This window comes from Calothrix sp. UHCC 0171 (assembly GCF_034931845.1).
In the GTDB taxonomy this organism is placed as follows: domain Bacteria; phylum Cyanobacteriota; class Cyanobacteriia; order Cyanobacteriales; family Nostocaceae; genus Brunnivagina.
Genome location: NZ_JAYGHN010000025.1, coordinates 1 through 16,892 on the forward strand (window position 1 = coordinate 1; position 16,892 = coordinate 16,892).

General features: G+C 38.1%; 13 protein-coding genes and 1 pseudogene. 7 read left to right on the forward strand and 7 right to left on the reverse strand.

All coding sequences use genetic code 11. The annotated features are described in order from the left end of the window. The first annotated feature begins 100 nt into the window (after nucleotides 1-100). The 4 genes from VB733_RS17995 to VB733_RS18010 all read left to right on the forward strand — a co-directional run bounded on the left by VB733_RS17995 (nucleotide 101) and on the right by VB733_RS18010 (nucleotide 5,383). A complete protein-coding gene (locus VB733_RS17995) occupies nucleotides 101-355 on the forward strand; it encodes a UPF0175 family protein (protein ID WP_035152110.1) in 255 nt (84 codons plus the stop codon). Beyond that, nucleotides 348-668 carry a hypothetical protein gene (locus tag VB733_RS18000; protein ID WP_323341439.1) on the forward strand — a complete coding sequence of 107 codons (321 nt, stop codon included), beginning with the start codon at nucleotides 348-350 and terminating at the stop codon, nucleotides 666-668. Before VB733_RS17995 ends, VB733_RS18000 begins: the two co-directional genes overlap by 8 nt. Before the next feature lie 27 nt (nucleotides 669-695). Further along, nucleotides 696-848, forward strand: coding sequence for a DUF3368 domain-containing protein (locus tag VB733_RS18005; protein WP_323341440.1), 153 nt, complete (start codon nucleotides 696-698; stop codon nucleotides 846-848). A gap of 446 nt (nucleotides 849-1,294) precedes the next feature. Next, nucleotides 1,295-5,383 carry an Eco57I restriction-modification methylase domain-containing protein gene (locus tag VB733_RS18010; RefSeq protein ID WP_323341441.1) on the forward strand — a complete coding sequence of 1,363 codons (4,089 nt, stop codon included), beginning with the start codon at nucleotides 1,295-1,297 and terminating at the stop codon, nucleotides 5,381-5,383. Between the two features lie 107 nt (nucleotides 5,384-5,490). Here the strand turns inward: VB733_RS18010 and VB733_RS18015 are convergent, their stop codons facing one another. Together VB733_RS18015 and nifH are read right to left on the reverse strand one after the other, a co-directional pair. Further along, nucleotides 5,491-5,637, reverse strand: a complete 147-nt coding sequence (locus tag VB733_RS18015; protein WP_323341442.1) for a hypothetical protein — start codon at nucleotides 5,635-5,637, stop codon at nucleotides 5,491-5,493. A 166-nt stretch (nucleotides 5,638-5,803) separates the two neighbouring features. Further along, nucleotides 5,804-6,190, reverse strand: a pseudogene (nifH, locus tag VB733_RS18020) (nitrogenase reductase); the annotation flags it as partial. A gap of 360 nt (nucleotides 6,191-6,550) precedes the next feature. Here nifH and VB733_RS18025 point away from each other — a divergent pair. After that, complete coding sequence (locus VB733_RS18025; RefSeq protein ID WP_323341443.1) at nucleotides 6,551-10,129, forward strand: WD40 repeat domain-containing protein; 3,579 nt, start codon at nucleotides 6,551-6,553, stop codon at nucleotides 10,127-10,129. A gap of 82 nt (nucleotides 10,130-10,211) precedes the next feature. Here the strand turns inward: VB733_RS18025 and VB733_RS18030 are convergent, their stop codons facing one another. After that, nucleotides 10,212-11,597, reverse strand: coding sequence for a pentapeptide repeat-containing protein (locus VB733_RS18030; RefSeq protein WP_323341444.1), 1,386 nt, complete (start codon nucleotides 11,595-11,597; stop codon nucleotides 10,212-10,214). 15 nt (nucleotides 11,598-11,612) lie between these two features. Next, nucleotides 11,613-11,822 carry a hypothetical protein gene (locus VB733_RS18035; protein WP_323341445.1) on the reverse strand — a complete coding sequence of 70 codons (210 nt, stop codon included), beginning with the start codon at nucleotides 11,820-11,822 and terminating at the stop codon, nucleotides 11,613-11,615. A gap of 96 nt (nucleotides 11,823-11,918) precedes the next feature. Here VB733_RS18035 and VB733_RS18040 point away from each other — a divergent pair, with 96 nt between their 5' ends. Then, nucleotides 11,919-12,065 carry a hypothetical protein gene (locus VB733_RS18040; RefSeq protein ID WP_323341446.1) on the forward strand — a complete coding sequence of 49 codons (147 nt, stop codon included), beginning with the start codon at nucleotides 11,919-11,921 and terminating at the stop codon, nucleotides 12,063-12,065. On the opposite strand, the gene VB733_RS18045 is transcribed toward VB733_RS18040, so the two are convergent. Continuing rightward, complete coding sequence (locus tag VB733_RS18045) at nucleotides 12,058-12,438, reverse strand: hypothetical protein (protein WP_323341447.1); 381 nt, start codon at nucleotides 12,436-12,438, stop codon at nucleotides 12,058-12,060. The two genes, VB733_RS18040 and VB733_RS18045, sit on opposite strands and share 8 nt — an antisense overlap. An 871-nt stretch (nucleotides 12,439-13,309) precedes the next feature. Here VB733_RS18045 and VB733_RS18050 point away from each other — a divergent pair. After that, on the forward strand, nucleotides 13,310-14,665 hold the full coding sequence (locus tag VB733_RS18050) for an efflux RND transporter periplasmic adaptor subunit (RefSeq protein WP_323341448.1): 1,356 nt from the start codon (nucleotides 13,310-13,312) through the stop codon (nucleotides 14,663-14,665). Between the two features lie 229 nt (nucleotides 14,666-14,894). Here the strand turns inward: VB733_RS18050 and VB733_RS18055 are convergent, their stop codons facing one another. Next, nucleotides 14,895-15,701 carry a pentapeptide repeat-containing protein gene (locus tag VB733_RS18055; RefSeq protein ID WP_323341449.1) on the reverse strand — a complete coding sequence of 269 codons (807 nt, stop codon included), beginning with the start codon at nucleotides 15,699-15,701 and terminating at the stop codon, nucleotides 14,895-14,897. Nucleotides 15,702-15,886: 185 nt separating this feature from the next. Then, nucleotides 15,887-16,375: a hypothetical protein gene (locus tag VB733_RS18060; protein ID WP_096612982.1), complete on the reverse strand. Its 489-nt coding sequence runs from the start codon at nucleotides 16,373-16,375 to the stop codon at nucleotides 15,887-15,889. Nucleotides 16,376-16,892 lie beyond the last annotated feature (517 nt).

The following is a 16,892-nucleotide window of genomic DNA, read 5'->3' on the forward strand; positions in this document are numbered from 1 at the left end:
ATAAGTGCAAAGCACAGACTATGCCAACAACACTGAAACATGATTCCTATATATCACATATTATTTAATTAAAGTGTTCCAAATAGGAGAAAGAAGAACGATGTCCTTACAACTAACAATTAACTACCCCGAAACATTACCTGATGCTGTTGGCAAAACCAGAGAAGAATTTGAGCAAGAATCAAAATGGGCAATGGCTGTTAAACTTTATGAAATGAAGCGTCTTTCCTCTGGTATGTGTGCCGCATTATTAGGAGTAGATCGAGTCACCTTTATCCTCAAACTAAGTGAGTATGGGGTTCCCTTAATTGACCTTAGTGAAGAGGAATTATTATCAGACCTAGAAAATGCCTAGTACCAATCAAATTATTATTAACACTTCTCCCTTAATTGCCCTTGTCGCTGCTATGGGTGATTTAAAAATTTTAGAGTCTCTTTATACAGATGTTCTTGTTCCTTTTGAAGTGTACCAAGAGATACTAATTGGTGGCACTACAGGCTTTGGCATCACTGAATTTCAATCAGCATCATGGCTACAAAAACAAAGTTCTCCTTTAACTATTTCTCCTCTTCTATTTAACTCTTTAGATTTGGGAGAAGCATCAGTTATTCAACTAGCGCTAGATAAGAAGATTTCAACTGTTTGTATTGATGAAGCCGTGGGATGAAGAATCGCTAGATTAAGTGGTCTTGCGGTGACAGGTTCAATTGGAATTTTATTACGTGCTAAACGTGAAGGTTATCCTCTGTCTATTAAAACAGCTATCGAAAAAATGCTCAATCACAATATTCGTTTAAGTCAAAGTGTGATTGATTTTGCCATTAAAGAAGCTGGAGAATGTTCATAATCTTAAATACTTCAACTATAAAGAATTATTTGTATTAATTTTATTTTTATTTTAAAAATACGTGAGATGTTTTTTTACAAAGCGTAGATTTACTTAAGTAATTACACCAAGTCCTTTAAACCTTTGCTGGATAGGACTTTGAGGGCTTTTGAGTATTCTATGCTGAAATCAAATTAGAAAAATATTTTTATCTAGTCAAATTTTAACCTGATACATACTACCACTGACAGTATATAGCTTTAGACATAACTACTGTATCTACGTATTTATTCTGCACTCTTTTTGTGATTTGGAAGCTATCAAAGTAACAGTATCATTGCGTATTTACTATTAAAACCCCGAATTTAACAGGGCTATTGCTCCATGACTGCGGTCTATGGGCAGATTTTTTATGTTCGTCAATTCTAGACAAAATTCTATTTATTATATCAACAGGGTAGTATATTATGGCACTCAATTTCCAACGCACGCGGGATTTATTACGTGACTTTAAATTCGAGGATTTGTTTATCGAGGAGCTAGGTTGGTCACAATCGACACGTAGAACATCTATCCCGTTGGAAATTGAGGAGGTTACTGAGCTATGTCGAAGTAAGAAAACTTACGAGTATAAATGCATCGCTGAGGTGTCGGGTGTAGCTGTATTTGAGGTTACAGGAACCGATGGGATGATTCCCCAAGCGAAAATTCGTGCTGCAATTCATCAAGAAATTGCGAAATTAAAAGCGGAAAATCTGCTGATTTTTATCGATGAAACCCGGACTCGTAGTTTATGGTATTGGGTAAAACGAGAAGGTAGAGATGCGAAATTGCGCGTCTTTACTCGCGATCATGTATATGTAAAAGGTCAACCGGGAGATTTATTTTTAAGTAAGTTAGCGTCTTTAGTAATTGATATTACTGAATATGAGGATGATAGTTTATCGGTAGTCCAAATTGCTCAAAGGTTGCAAAAATCTTTTGATGTTGAACGAGTTACCAAGCAATTTTATAAGGATTTTCAGGAAGAGCATAAGCGGTTTTTGGGTTATGTGAAAGGGATTAATCATGAAAGTGATAGACGTTGGTATACTTCGATTATTCTCAATCGCTTGATGTTTGTTTATTTTCTTCAGCGTAAGGGTTTTATTGATAAATCGAGCCATAAACCAAATGGAGATTTGGAGTATTTACAAAATAAATTAGAGGAAAGTCAGCAACGGGGAGAAAATTTATTTTATCGTCAGTTTCTCCAGGTGTTGTTTTTTGAGACTTTTGCAAAACCGGAAAATGATAGAGATGAATCTGTTAAACCATTGGTAGGAAATGTTAAATATCTGAATGGTGGTTTGTTTTTAAGACATCGAATTGAGCAGGAATATAATATTACTATTGCTGACGAAGCTTTTGAGCAGGTTTTAGAATTATTTGCGCGTTACACTTGGAATTTAGACGATACACCGGAAGGAAAAGACGACGAGATAAACCCGGATGTTTTAGGCTATATTTTCGAGAAATATATTAACCAAAAAGCCTTTGGTGCTTACTATACTCGTCCGCAAATTACCGAATATTTATGCGATCGCACAATTCATAAGTTAATTGTAGACCGGGTAAATGAGACTATCTCGGATAAGTTCAATCAATTTGAAGATATTAACCAACTGCTTTTAAGTAAAGAACAAAGTATTTATCGTTTATTATTCACAGAGATTTTACCAAAACTATCAATTCTTGACCCTGCTTGTGGTTCGGGAGCATTTTTGATTGCAGCGATGAAAACTTTGATTCAAGTTTATGGTGCTGCGATTGGTTCAATTAAGTTAATTGGGGATGCAAGAACCAGAGATGAGTTGCAAGAGTTGGAAAATGTTCACAAATCCATCGCTTACTATATTAAAAAGCGGATTGTGACCGACAATCTCTATGGTGTGGATATTATGGAGGAAGCGACGGAAATTGCTAAATTACGTCTTTTCCTCGCTTTAGTTGCTTCTACTCATGATGTGGATGAATTGGAACCACTACCTAATATTGATTTTAATATTATGGCTGGTAATTCCTTGATTGGATTGATTGGAGTTAATGCAGAAAATTTTGATAAAGTTAAATTAACCAAGAAAGCGAAAGCACGAGGATATCAACAAGAAAATCCCGATTTACAATTAAGTCTATTTCAATCGAGTTCCTATCATACATATCAAGGGATTTTAGAAGAAAAGAATAAGTCAATTGCCATGTATAAGGAACATGCTTTTATTCATGGGAAACAAAAATTTGCGAGTTTAGATGAAGGAACCCATCAAGACCAAAGATTATTAAATTTGCGTGCTTCGATTGATAATCTTAATAAAAAATCGCAAGAGAAATTAAATGTTTTGTTGTTGGAAGAATTTAGTCAGAAGCTGAAAATTAAGTATGAGCAAGTTCAGTTAACTGGTAAAGCAGTCAAACGTGATTTAACGATTGATGACATTGCTGCTTTAAAGCCTTTTCACTGGGGTTATCATTTCGATAAAATTCTGGGAAGGGGTGGTTTTGATATTATTATTACTAATCCACCTTGGGAGATATTTAAACCACAAGCAAGAGAGTTTTTTGCTGAATATAATGATTTGGTAAAAAAAAGCAAAATGGATATTAAAGCTTTTGAAAAAGAGCAGAAAAAACTTTTGCTAGAACCTAAAATTGCAGAAGCTTGGTTAGAGTATCAAAGTCAATTTCCTTATATCAGTGCTTATTATCGTTCCGCAGAACAATACAAAAACCAAATTTCTATCGTGAATGGGAAGAAAGCAGGGACAGATATTAATCTTTATAAAATATTTTTAGAACAGTGCTTTAATCTGTTACGAAATAGTGGACTTTGTGGAATTATCGTACCTTCTGGTATTTACACAGACCTTGGTTCAAAGCAGTTAAGGGAAATGCTTTTTTCTAAAACAAAAGTTGATGCTATTTTTGGATTATCAAATGAAAGATTTATTTTTGATAACGTAGACCACCGATTTAAATTTTCCTTACTGACTTTTGAGAAAGGTAGTGACACTAAATCTTTTAGAACAGTTTTTCGTATTGACCCACGAGAGGCAGTAAAAGTAGAAAATTTAAATACATTTTTTAGTAACAAAAATGAACAAGTAAATATTTCCGTCCCATTAATTCGTCGTTTATCACCCGATTCTCTCTCGGTGATGGAATTTAAAAATGAGGTAGATATTCGCATTGCTGAGAAAATGCTGAAGTTTCCATTATTGGGAGACAATATAGATGATAAATGGAATTTGCGTTTGACTCGTGAATTTGACATGACTAATGATAGTCATTTATTTAAACAACAATCAGGAAAAAATAGAATCCCCCTTTATGAAGGTAAGATGATTCATCAGTTTACCCATCAATTCGCTGAACCGAGATATTGGGTTGATGAGCAAGAAGGAAGAAAAGCTGTATTAGGAAGAAATGGGAAAGACGAAGGTCAAAAATTAGATTATCAATGTTATCGTTTTGCTTATCGCGCAATTGCTAGAAGTAGTGACACACGAACAATGATTGGAGCAGTATTACCTCCAATGTCTGTTTGTGGTCACTCTCTAAATATTACTTTACCAATTCAAGATAATAAGCATCTTCTATATATATGTACTGCGTTAAATAGCTTCTGTTTCGATTTTGCTTTACGTCAAAAGGTATCTGCTAATTTGACGATGTTCTTTATTTATCAAACACCAATCCCACGACTAACAGAAGGAGACAAATACTTCAACGAAATATGCGATCGCGCTGCTAAACTCATCTGTACCACCCCAGAATTCGACGAACTCGCTGCATCCGTCGGACTAGAATCCCACACTAACGGAGTCACCGACGAAACCGAACGTGCAAAACTCCGTGCAGAACTCGACGGAATCATCGCTCATCTCTACGGTTTAACCGAAGACGAATTTGCATATATCCTCACCACCTTCCCCATCGTCCCCGAACAAGTCAAACAAGATGCACTAGAAGCATACCGAGAATTTGCACCAATGACGGGAGACGCAGACATCATAAACATCCTCACCACCCAAGACGAAAGTTCCACATTAGAATTCAAATCAACCGCTTTCTGGGATGTGGATAAAAACCAAAAAAACCCGGAAATGCAGCAAGTCATCCTCAAAACCGTCGCATCCTTCCTGAATACTGAACAAGGTGGAACATTACTCATCGGAGTCACCGACGACAAACAAATCATCGGACTCGACTTAGACTATCAAACCTTCAGCAAACCCAACAAACGCGACGCATATCAACTATTCCTCATCAACGATTTATTACTACCGAAACTAGGAAAAGATTTAGCAACATTAATTGATGTCACCTTCCACCAAGTCGAACGCAAAGATGTATGTCGAATCATCGTGAAACCATCACCTCGTCCAGTATTCATCGAAGTAAAAGCGAAAGGTGAGAAAGCGATGCAGCGCTGTTTATTTGTACGGAGTGGAAACTTAACCAGCAGATTAAAAACAGAGGAAGAAATTGACAACTACTGCAAATCTCGCTGGAAATAAGAGCGATCGCGTAACGATTCCCTGGGAGTGTAATCGACTTGGCTCAAAGCTTTGTCAGTAAATGCTTGCAAATTTAAGAACAAGTCTATTAATAATCTCGCTTAAATTTATACCTTAACTAAAAATTCTCGCAATCGTTGTGGAACAGCATCGATATATTTATTTCGAGTGGTTTCATCCATATTTGCAAGCACGGGTAGCCATCTTAATATATCTGGAATTGGCGATATTTTTTGTGCTAATTCAAAAGCCATTTCTAATCTTTACTTTAGATTGATATTCTACCCATGAAGATAAATAGCAATCCTTGAGTTGCTGAAACCAAAATAAATCATTTAAAGAGACGGTTGATGCTGAAAGGCTTCCAGGACAGAAATTATATTCATAGTCATGATAGTTTTATGTACATCCCCTTGTAAAGTCTACTGGGGTGGGAATGGTAAGCTTTTCGTTGTTGATGATTTTCTTCGCCAATGCACGATATTCTTGAGATTGGTTACTGTCAGGAGCGTACTCGTTAACAGTCATACGGCGCAACTCAGCGTGTTGAACGATGTTGTCGCGAGGTACGAAGTGAATCATTTGAGTGTTGAGACGTTCAGCCAAGTTTTCGATCAATTCAGCTTCACGGTCAACTTTACGGCTGTTACAAATCAAACCACCTAGACGTACACCACCGGAGTGAGCATATTTCAAAATACCGCGAGCGATGTTGTTTGCTGCATACATCGCCATCATCTCACCAGAGGTAACGATGTAGATTTCTTGTGCTTTACCTTCACGAATAGGCATAGCGAAACCACCGCATTCTGCTAGTCACCACCAAAAAAAACTCAAAGCCTTTGTGGGGGAATGTTTGCAAGTGATAATAATGTTAAATTACCTTTGCCTGTGCTTCAAAATTCAATGCGATCGCCATACAAATAACAGGCAAATAGACTGGTAGTTACCTGAGACTACCAGCGATCGCTTTTGTGGGATTATGTGAGATGAATAGATGTATTTGACGTAGATGACTTATGCGATCGCAATTATTGTCAAGTTTATAACTGGTCAAAACATACTATTATTTTGAAATGAGGTTAATTTTTTTAAGGCTGTCTGTTTCTGTTTGTCCCAAAGCATTCCCTTCCTGAAGGAGCATCTACATAGTTTTAGGTAAAGCAAATGAAACAGCAAAAAACTCGACGCAATCGGGGTGTAATCCTCACCCTCAAAGGCTGGGATAAGCTCCAATCTGCAAAAGTTAGAGCCGAGTTGGCAGAGAATGCTGGTAATAATTTTACATTGGAAGATTTGAGCGATCGCACTCAACTAGCACTGCATACTATATCTAAAATACAGGGACGTACCGAACCTGTAGATAGGAGTTCGTTGCAAGCTGCCTTTGCTGCCTTTGGCTTAGAATTGTGTAAAAGCGATTACACCCAACCCAGCCCCCCTGACGACTCGGAAATCCGACGCACAAATCCTCAGTATGACTGGCAAGAAGCACCGGATGTATCTGTATTTTATGGTCGCAGTGAAGAACTATTACAACTACGGCAGTGGATATTAGAACAAAGGTGTCGTTTAGTTGGATTACTGGGAATTGGTGGCATTGGCAAAAGCTCTTTAGCAGTTAAGTTGGGGCTGCAAATTCAAAGCGAATTTGAGGTAGTGGTGTGGCGCAGCTTGCAAAATGCACCATCAGTAGAGGAGCAATTAACCAACATCCTGCAATTTTTGCTGTGGTCGTTGCGAAAAGACATGGTGATCCCCGAAAGTTTTGATAGGAAAATATCGCAACTGATAGCATGTTTGCAATCAAACCGATGTCTGCTGATTTTAGACAATGTTGAAACAATTTTAACTAGTGATGGTCAAGCAGGACAATGTCGTCCTGGTTACGAGGGATATGGGCAATTATTCAAGTGTGTAGGTGAAGTACCTCATCAAAGTTGTGTTTTGATTACTTCCAGGGAAAAACCCAGAGACATGATCCCGTTAGAGGGAGATAGAGCAGGGGTGAAGTCTCTACCATTAAAGGGATTAAATCCTAGTGAGGGACAAGAGTTATTTTTGCAAAGAGGAAAGTTTACAGGTACGGAACGAGAATGGCAATTACTGATTGAGCATTATGGAGGTAATCCCTTAGCCCTCAAGATGGTAGCCGCCGGAACCCAAGAACTTTTCGATGGTAGGATTAGTTCTGTTTTAGAGTATGCAGCACAGGGATCGCTAATTTTTGAAGACATCGGCGACTTGTTGGAATGTCAATTCCAGCGTTTGTCGGCAGTAGAAGAGGAAGTAATGTATTGGCTGGCAATTAATCGAGAGCCAGTATCCCTCGCCGATTTAGCTGTTGATATAGTGACATCTTCATCCCAGCGTTTCATACCACAAGTAATTAAATCTTTATTGCAACGGTCGTTAATTGAAAAAAATGGCGATCGCTTCTTCCTGCAACCTGTAGTGATGGAGTATACTACGCAGCGATTGGTTCAACAAGTTTGTCAAGAATTAGTAGGCGAAAAGTCTCTCCATTTAAGCTTATTTCAAACCCATGCTTTAATCAAAGCAACAGCTAAAGACTACATTCGGGAGACACAAAAGCAATTAATTATACAACCCTTGCTTGAACAATTGTTACTAGAGATAGGCAGTCAACAACAGTTGGTAATTTTGTTGCAGGATGTACTGGAGCAGCAAAGACATCAAACCGCAATATTAACTGGGTATGTGGCGGGCAATATCCTCAACTTGTTAGCGCATTTGCAAGTAAATTTACAAGGGTATGATTTCTCAAATTTGAACATTTGGCAAGCTGACTTACAGTGTATCAATTTAGCTGGAGTTAATTTCCAAAATACTGCTTTCAATCAGTCTATATTTGCTAAAAGCTTGAAGAATATTTATTCACTCGCCTTGAGTCCAGATGGAAAATTCTTAGCTACAGGTGATATGGATGGGCAGATTCATTTGTGGCAAATGGTAGATGGAAAAAACTTGTTGACATTTAAAGGACATGAAGGTGTGGTTTGGACGGTCGCCTTTAGTCCAGATGGGCAGACTCTGGCAAGTGGTGGTTATGATGGATTGATCAAATTGTGGGATACACAAACAGGAAATTGTCTAACAACTTTAGATAAACATAAGGGTATTGTTTGGTCTGTCAGCTTTAGTCCCGATGGTCGAACTTTAGCCAGTGGTAGCCTAGACACTTCAATTCGGTTGTGGGATATCTATTTAGGTAAATGTCTCAAAATATTGTATGGTCATACTAGTGCGGTATGTTCAGTCAGGTTTAATCCAGATGGTTCTATCCTGGCAAGTGGTAGTCAAGATTGCGACATCCGTTTGTGGAATGTCAGTACAGGTATTTGTATAAAAACTTTGTCAGGTCATGATGGTAGGGTTTGCTCGGTTCGTTTCAGTCCAGATGGTAAAACTCTTGCCAGTGGCAGTAGTGACCACTCTGTTCGGTTATGGGATGTGAGTAAAGGTGTGTGCGTAAGAACATTTCACGGTCATACAAATTGGGTATGGTCAGTTTGCTTTAGTTCAGATGGTCAAACCATAGCTACAGGTGGTCATGACTCCAGTGTGAGGTTGTGGAACGTTCAGAAAGGTTCGTGTGTGAAAATTTTCCACGGACATACCAGTGAAGTGTACTCAGCTATTTTTAGTCCTGATGATCAAATCTTAGCTAGTGCTAGTAGGGATTCCAGTGTCCGTTTATGGGATGTAAGCAAAGGTGTGTGTGTGAGAACTTTACAGGGTCATTCCAGTGGGGTACTTTTGGTCAGTTGTAACCCTGATGATTATATGTTGGCGACAGGTAGTTGTGATGGTTTAGTTCAGCTATGGGATGTTGCGTCTGGGTACTCTACTAGAATTTTACAAGGTCACACAAATTGGGTATGGTCAGTTAGCTTTAGTCCTAATGGTTCTATATTAGCGAGTGGCAGTGATGACACCAGCATTAAACTGTGGGATGTTATTTCTGGTGATTGTATTACAACCTTATATGGTCATAGCGGTGGAGTAACATCAGTTAGCTTTAGTCCAGATGGTCAAACCTTGGTTAGTGCTAGTAGGGACGCGAGCGTGAAGTTGTGGAATAATCACGAGCATAAATGTGTAAAAACATTAGAAGGTCACACAAATGCAATCTGGTCAGTTAACTTTAGTCCTGATGGTAATACTTTAGCTACAGCTAGTCAGGACTGCTTGGTTAAGTTGTGGGATGTGGGTGAAGGTAAATGTATAACAACTTTGTCAGGTAACACTGATGCAGTCTGGTCATTGAGTTTTAGTCCAGATGGTAAAATGCTCGCTAGTGGTAGTGTTGATGGCTCAATTCGATTATGGGATACCACTAACTTTACTTGCGTAAAAGTGTTGCCAGGACAAACTTCTACTGTATGGTCAGTTAGTTTTAGCCCTGATGGTTCCACTTTGGCATCCGCGAGTTCTGATCAAACAATTCGTCTATGGGATATCAATAACTTCACCTGTTTAAAAGTGTTGCATACTTATAGTAGTGGAGTATGTTCTGTTTGCTTTAATTCTGTTGGTAATATCTTGGTTCATGCTAGTCAAGATGAGGGAATTAAGCTTTGGGATGTGGGAACAGGTGAGTGCATGAAAACCCTGAAGGTTGATCGCCTTTATGAAGGGATGAATATCAGGGGGGTAACTGGGTTAACAGCAGCACAGCGATCTGCTCTTTTGGCTTTGGGGGCGGTGGAAGGTGTAAGGTAGGTTTGATGGTTTACAGTAATTTACCAGTGTGAATATCACTGCCTATCTACAAGTAAATGTTACTTGCTATGTTTTTCCCTACTTAGGGTTTGCACCCAAAATCTGATACTTCTCCATCTGGCATTTTTGCATTGCACAGACTTTTGGCAGCCTTTAATTGTTCTTCGCTCACCTTAGCATTCTCCAAGTTGGTATTTTCCAAGTTGGCTTCTTTTAATTGAGCTTTGGTTAAATCGGCATCAGTCAGTATAGCATTTGCTAAATTGGCTTTTGTTAGATTGACACCAACTAAGCTGGCGTTATTTAAGTTGACCCCACTTAAGTCTTTATTAATCAACTTAATACCATGCTTAATTAGATATGCGTTTTTTGGAGAATAACCGTCTGGAAACTTAGTTGTTTCCGTGTAAACACTGCGAGAGAGATTGGCATTTTGAAGATTTACTTCTCTCAAGTCAGCACCACTTAAATTAACACCTATTAATTCAGCATTGCTCAAGTCAGCACCACTTAAATTAACATCAGTTAAGTCTTTACTAATAAGTTTAATCCCAGGTTTTATCATATAGCCCTTATTTTCTAATTCTTGTTGAAAATTTGGAGTTCCTATTTTTAACGTGTCTAACGTTCGTTGATTGTAGACAGTGCCAGTTAAATCAGCATTTTTCAGATTAGCTCCTGTCAAATCAACACCTATAAGATTGGCACCAATCAATTTAGCTCCTGTCAAATCAGCATTTATCAGTTCAGTACATTGTGTTTTAATATCCTGTTTGTCTTGTTGTTGGTTATCTTTGTGAAAACAACTTAAATTAGCACCGCTTAAGTTGGCACCTTGCAGTTGAGCATATTTCAAATTAGCACCAGCCAGGATTGCTCTTTGAAAATTTACATTTTTTAAAATAGAATTTTCAAAATTAGCATTCCAAAATTGAGATTCTTGGAAATTTGCATAGTTGAGAATTGCTCTGTCCAATTTAATTCCACTAAGATTAGCATTACTAGCTTTTAGAGCTTCTAGCTTGATTTCACTACCAAAGATTAAGTCAGAAACAAAAGGAATATTCCATTTTTGTCGCTGCTTTTGCCAATTATTTAAGTCTTCTAAGGAAGAGGTTCTTCCACCATCACCTGACTGATCTGAAGCCGAGTTAATGATATCCCAAGCTCCAGAGCGAGATGTCTGGTGATGATTAGGAATTTCCATAGTAACTAACCAACTTAATCCAATAACAAAGGTTACTAATGTACTATTGACATTTACACCGATTTTCTGTAAAAAACCTAAAAAAGGGTTTAAAACCGATTTAATGAATTTTTCACCAGGCACATTTTCTAAAAAGTCTGGTTTTTCTTTTTCATCCTGCTGAGATTGAGGTTGATTTGATATTTGATTGCCATTATTCTGATCATTGTTTAATTGTTGATTAATTTCGTTGGGAGAATTTTTTGATGAATTGGTAGTCATTGATTTCTCCTAACTTTACTTAATTATGTTTTTTGTTTCTAAAATAAATTGGTTTTTGTCTTGAGATACTTCTTGAGATAATAAAAATAATGTCGTGACAAATACAACCACCCACACCAGAAATGAAAAAGAAATGATTACTAAAAATAATTGTGCTGCTTTTAAATTACTTTGAGCCAATGAACATGAACTTATTGAGGGAATGATTTGTTGTTTTATCTTCACAATAGCTATCCTTTCAATATGTATTTTTCCGTAATTGGAGTTTGCTTACTTTCACTTGCTTCCACAAGGTAACTTTAGCAAGTTAATATCAACATTATGGCTTTTGTAAAAAACGAGAGCGATCGCCCATATCAACCCCATTATCAGAAATGTGTAGGTGAGTTTTTTGTAGACATCGCCCACATCAATTGCATCATCAAAGGCGATCGCTCAATACCTCTACTCGCTGGGATGACTAACTAGGATTAACTGACAGAATATTTGTACACCAATCAGGGGAGCAATCGTAAACAAAGAGTTCTTTGCATTGATTAGCAGCAGCACTTTCAAATTTAATAGACCCGCTTTGCCTTGGTTTTAAAGAGTAGCTTGTATCAGAATAATTAGACCCTTGCTTTCCACAGGTGCTATTCCATTTAGCAATTTTAAAGGAAACTCTCTCGTCTCTACGGTTAGTAATTTTGATTTTGTCTGCTCTATAATTATCTTTTGCACAGCGCCATTCACTATTTTTATGTATTTGACACTGTGTAGCTACAGCAAAGGTTGGCGGTGAAAAAATATAGAATATAAGCACAACGGCTGCAAACATAAAAAGTAGACGAAATCTAATCATATGAGTCACTGCCTCTAATAAGTGTTAGCAAAAATGAAACCGAATTTATGAACAATTACAGTTTGCGTACTTTCCGCTACTTAAACCAGGCAACTTTAGCAAGTTAATTTCAACTTAAAGCCCCTAACAACAACAAACGCGATCGCCTACATCAACCTCATCATCAAAAGTGCGTGGGCGTAGCCCGTCGTAGACATCGCTCATAGGACACAGTTACTCAAAATGCGATCTGGCGTTTTACCATCGGCTGAAATACTTTAAGATTAAAGCAACATACTTTCAGGAGATTAGCTCGTTAAGCGTATTCATACTTTGCGGTGCGTAGAAGCTTTACTCAGACATTGCAGTTTGTTAATATTGGAGTCTGAGAAAATCACCTACATCAACTACTGTGAAGAGCGATAGATATAGAATCAGTTTGTTAATATTTAATTTTTGATGATTGAGCGTAAAAATACTGAATATAACAGTGCAACAGAAAGACAACGGAAAATTCAGAGACGAATTGATGCCACATTGAGAGCAAATTGAAAAGCAAAGTAATCTTTTTGACAATTTTATCTAAATATCTTAACTACTGAAAACAAACTATTGATTACACGCATATAACCGTGAAAGATATTACTACTATATAATTCCAAATTTTCCGCAAAAACTAATAGGACAAGAAGCTCAGTTCCTATGTAGACTTAAGCTTATTGTTTATTTTGCAATTGAGAAGCCAAAATACATGAAAACAGTATTGATGGATGCAATACCATATTCTCTTCCATTTAGTATTAGCTAAATAAGTAATTTTTACATTATTCAATTCCAGTTATTTAATTCTGGTTTACTTGCTTCTCATTCACATACAAGGTTTTTGTAAATTATGACTCCTTCTGAACCGCAAAACGATTTTGAAGAAAATTCTTCGCCAACAGTATTAGACCCACCGCATCACAAACCTCGGTGGATTTGGTCGTTGTTAATTATCCTTGCTGCAATAGGTGCTGGACTGGGTATTTGGCGCTTTCTGATTCCTAGAAATCAAACCCCTCAAACTGCCACAACTAGTACCACGAAAGAATTACGAGGTGTGGCAGTCAAGCTATTAACACTTGAACAGGGTATTGTTCAGGAAACATCAGAATTTGTTGCTAGTCTAGAGTCGCGTCGTTCCGCCACCTTACAGTCGCGCATTCAAGGTCAAGTGACACAAATATTGGCGAAATCAGGAGATGCTGTAAAACAAGGTACACCCCTTGTCCAGATTGATTTTCGCCAGTCACAAGCACTATTACCTGCGATAAACCCTCCAATAAATTCTCCAACTAATTCTCTGCCCTCAGTAGCAGAGTCTCAGTTAGAAATTGCTCGTTCTCGCTTGAGAACATTGGAAAGCGATCGCATTAGTCAGCAAACTGAGGTGAAATTAAATCAGCAGGAGTTTGACCGCTATAATGGTCTTGCCTCTCAAGGTGCTGTTCCTAGACAGACTAAAGATTTATATGCAACTCGTTTGGCTACAGCAAAAACAAATTTAAGTTCGACGGAAGCCAAAATTCAGGCGCAAAAATTAGTGATAGCGCAGGCAGAAAAAGCCATTCAACAGGCACAAACTAAGACACCAAGTACCAAAGAAGTACAAATACAGCCTCAGAACTACCGCATTACCGCTCCCTTCACTGGTACTGTTGGTGAAATTTCTATTAAGGTGGGCGATGTTGTCAATACTTCTACTCCTTTATTAACAATCACCCAAAATAATCCCTTAGAAGTACATATCTTTGTGCCGATTGAATTAGCACCTAAACTACAAAATGGGATGTTGGTGGAAATTCTGGATATTCAAGGACGAACTGTTGGTACTAGTAAAGTATTTTCCATTGCTCCCCAAGCCGCAAATAATACTCAATCTGTATTGGTAAAAGCACTCTACGATAACTCTAAGAACCAGTTGAAGGCAGATCAATTTCTCCGTGCTAGATTGATTTGGAAACAACGTCCAGGGGTGTCGATTCCAGCCTCCGCTATTTCACGTATTGCCGGAGAAACCTTTGTTTATGTTGCAGAAACGGAACCATCAAGTTCATCTTCTCAACTAGTGGCTAAACATAGACGTATCAAACTTGGTCATATTCAAGGTAATAACTACCAAGTCCTCGAAGGGTTACAACCGGGAGAGAAAATTATTACTTCCGGCTTGATTAATCTTCGGGATGGCGATCGCATTTCGCCTGAATAAATAATACCAACTCTCCAAAAGAAAATAACAGATGATGACGCGGGGAGGCACAGATGGAGAGACACGGATATTCATCTGTTGCCAGATTTTGGAGAAACGGTATGCCTGAGGTTGAATAAGCACCATAGAAACATTATCTGTAACTGTAATGTTTTTATGGTGCAAAATTGTATGTGTATTTTGCTATAAGTGTAGCAACAGGAGAATTTTCTAGAATTATAGTTAAAAGTTACTCGTGAATTGAGCCATCGGGCATAATTGCACCATTTAGCAAAGCACCAATAAGTTTAACTTGAACGCGATCGCCGATCATCACCCTGGCACCACGTAAATCTGCCCCGCGCAAGTCAGCACCGCTTAAATCGGCTCCAATCAGATTTGCAGACTGTAAATTTGCTTCGCGTAAGTCAGCTAACAGTAAATTTGCCCGAAATAAATTAGCTTCCGATAAATCCGCACCATGCAAATTGACTTTGTGCATAAATGTATCGCTCAGATTTGCACCCTTCAAATTTGCATAGCTCATATTCCGCCCCGAAAAATCGCGATTACTCAGATTTGCGCCACTATAATCCTTACCACTCAAATCGGGATGGGGTTTTGGTGGTTGGTAACTTGGTTCAGGTGGTTTTCGTGGTTGTGGGGAAGTCGATTGGGTTGAATAGGATGGGGATGGAGAGGATGGAGGTGGGGAAGAAGGGGGTGGGGGAGGCGCAGAGGCTTGTCTCGATGTCGTCTGAGTATGGGGCGCAGCTCTGTAGGTAGTGGTTGGTGATGACGTTGGTTTTGATACAGATTGCGAAGAAGTTCTCGTTGAAGATACGTGCAAACGAGCTTTGTGCGATCGCAATTTTTCGCGTGCTTCGTTAATTTGCTGTAATTTTAATAGAGCTTTTTCTTTCAGGCGATCGTTATCCTGCGGCATACGGTCTGGATGCCATACAAAAGCTAAATCCTTGTAAGCCTGATTGACTTCATCAAGAGAAGCTCCAGGCTCCAGTTCTAATACTCTGTAATACCGCTCCAGCTCTCTCATAAGACGTTTTATTTTTAACCAACTTAATTATGAGCGATGTCGCCCTCTATCTGTGTTTTTTTCGACAAATTTTTCTAATATTATGCGAATTACAATTATTGTCGAGTTTTTTTATGACTAATTGCATTCGCAAATTGGGCTGAGGAAATTGTGGTTATCCTTTCTATTTGTTTTCATCTCCCTTTTTATCTAAATAATAGACGTTCGCGTATTGCTCTTAAGTATGCCCGAATTGGAATTTGGTATACCTCTATAAATAGCCATAAAATAATCGTGAAGTGGGAGATAAATGTTAAAGCTGCCCACAAGTAAGGAACCCAGGTTAAGGGAGCCTGTGGGGAAGGAGGAAAATTATAAGCGACAATACTAATTAAACTTGTAGGTAAAATTACAAAAGCTAGGGCAGCAACAACATAACCCCAACCAAATTCAACACCTTCAAGTTGGGTTTCTGTCCAATGAAAACCATTCCAACGCCATACTAAAGGGGGTTGACGGGAAGGCATTTTCAATTGTTGTTGCTCAATATTGACGGTAAAAATCTGCTGGCAAAAATCACAGGACATTGCCTCCATCATTGGCATATGGGAAATTTTACCCACACGGCAAACAGGACAGGGATAATCGCCGTCATAATTAAACGATGTTGATAAAATTTTTGGACTTGACTTCATAATTGCTGTACACGTAGCGACTTCTCAAGTATTGACTAGTTAATAAGAGTTTACTAATAAGTGATTATCCGGAATAAATCATTAAATTCAAATTAAGAATATCAATCTCCCTAGCATCAATTAAGTATTATCCCAATCGTGAGACTTCAATCAAGGTAATCACATCAGTTCATATAGAGATGAGGGAGCGATCGCAACTTTCAAGCTCAGTATTTGGATAATAATTTCTGCAATTTATACTTGCATTTTTCTCTTTACTTAATATTGACATAGTTAGCCGACTCTGTTAGTTTTGGATTAAACATATAATTCTAGATTTCTTCAGCAATAAGTTCAATGAATCTCAGCAAAACTTACTACTTCTATTTTTGGTTTAGAGCGGTTCACCGGGAGTGAGTCAGGTTTTCCGCACGAAAACCGCCTGGTGAACCGCAGAGCGCAAACTCTGCGGTTTTTTGCTTTTTAGTCCCATTACCTATTATCCTCTGATTCCATTCATTATGATTTACCCCAATAG

Bases quoted from the DNA above. Each gene is read 5' to 3' on its own strand.
- VB733_RS17995 (WP_035152110.1), top strand. From the start codon at position 101: ATGTCCTTACAACTAACAATTAACTACCCCGAAACATTACCTGATGCT.
- VB733_RS18000 (WP_323341439.1), top strand. From the start codon at position 348: ATGCCTAGTACCAATCAAATTATTATTAACACTTCTCCCTTAATTGCC.
- VB733_RS18010 (WP_323341441.1), top strand. From the start codon at position 1,295: ATGGCACTCAATTTCCAACGCACGCGGGATTTATTACGTGACTTTAAA.
- VB733_RS18015 (WP_323341442.1), bottom strand. From the start codon at position 5,637: ATGGCTTTTGAATTAGCACAAAAAATATCGCCAATTCCAGATATATTA.
- VB733_RS18025 (WP_323341443.1), top strand. From the start codon at position 6,551: ATGAAACAGCAAAAAACTCGACGCAATCGGGGTGTAATCCTCACCCTC.
- VB733_RS18030 (WP_323341444.1), bottom strand. From the start codon at position 11,597: ATGACTACCAATTCATCAAAAAATTCTCCCAACGAAATTAATCAACAA.
- VB733_RS18040 (WP_323341446.1), top strand. From the start codon at position 11,919: ATGGCTTTTGTAAAAAACGAGAGCGATCGCCCATATCAACCCCATTAT.
- VB733_RS18045 (WP_323341447.1), bottom strand. From the start codon at position 12,438: ATGATTAGATTTCGTCTACTTTTTATGTTTGCAGCCGTTGTGCTTATA.
- VB733_RS18050 (WP_323341448.1), top strand. From the start codon at position 13,310: ATGACTCCTTCTGAACCGCAAAACGATTTTGAAGAAAATTCTTCGCCA.
- VB733_RS18055 (WP_323341449.1), bottom strand. From the start codon at position 15,701: ATGAGAGAGCTGGAGCGGTATTACAGAGTATTAGAACTGGAGCCTGGA.
- VB733_RS18060 (WP_096612982.1), bottom strand. From the start codon at position 16,375: ATGAAGTCAAGTCCAAAAATTTTATCAACATCGTTTAATTATGACGGC.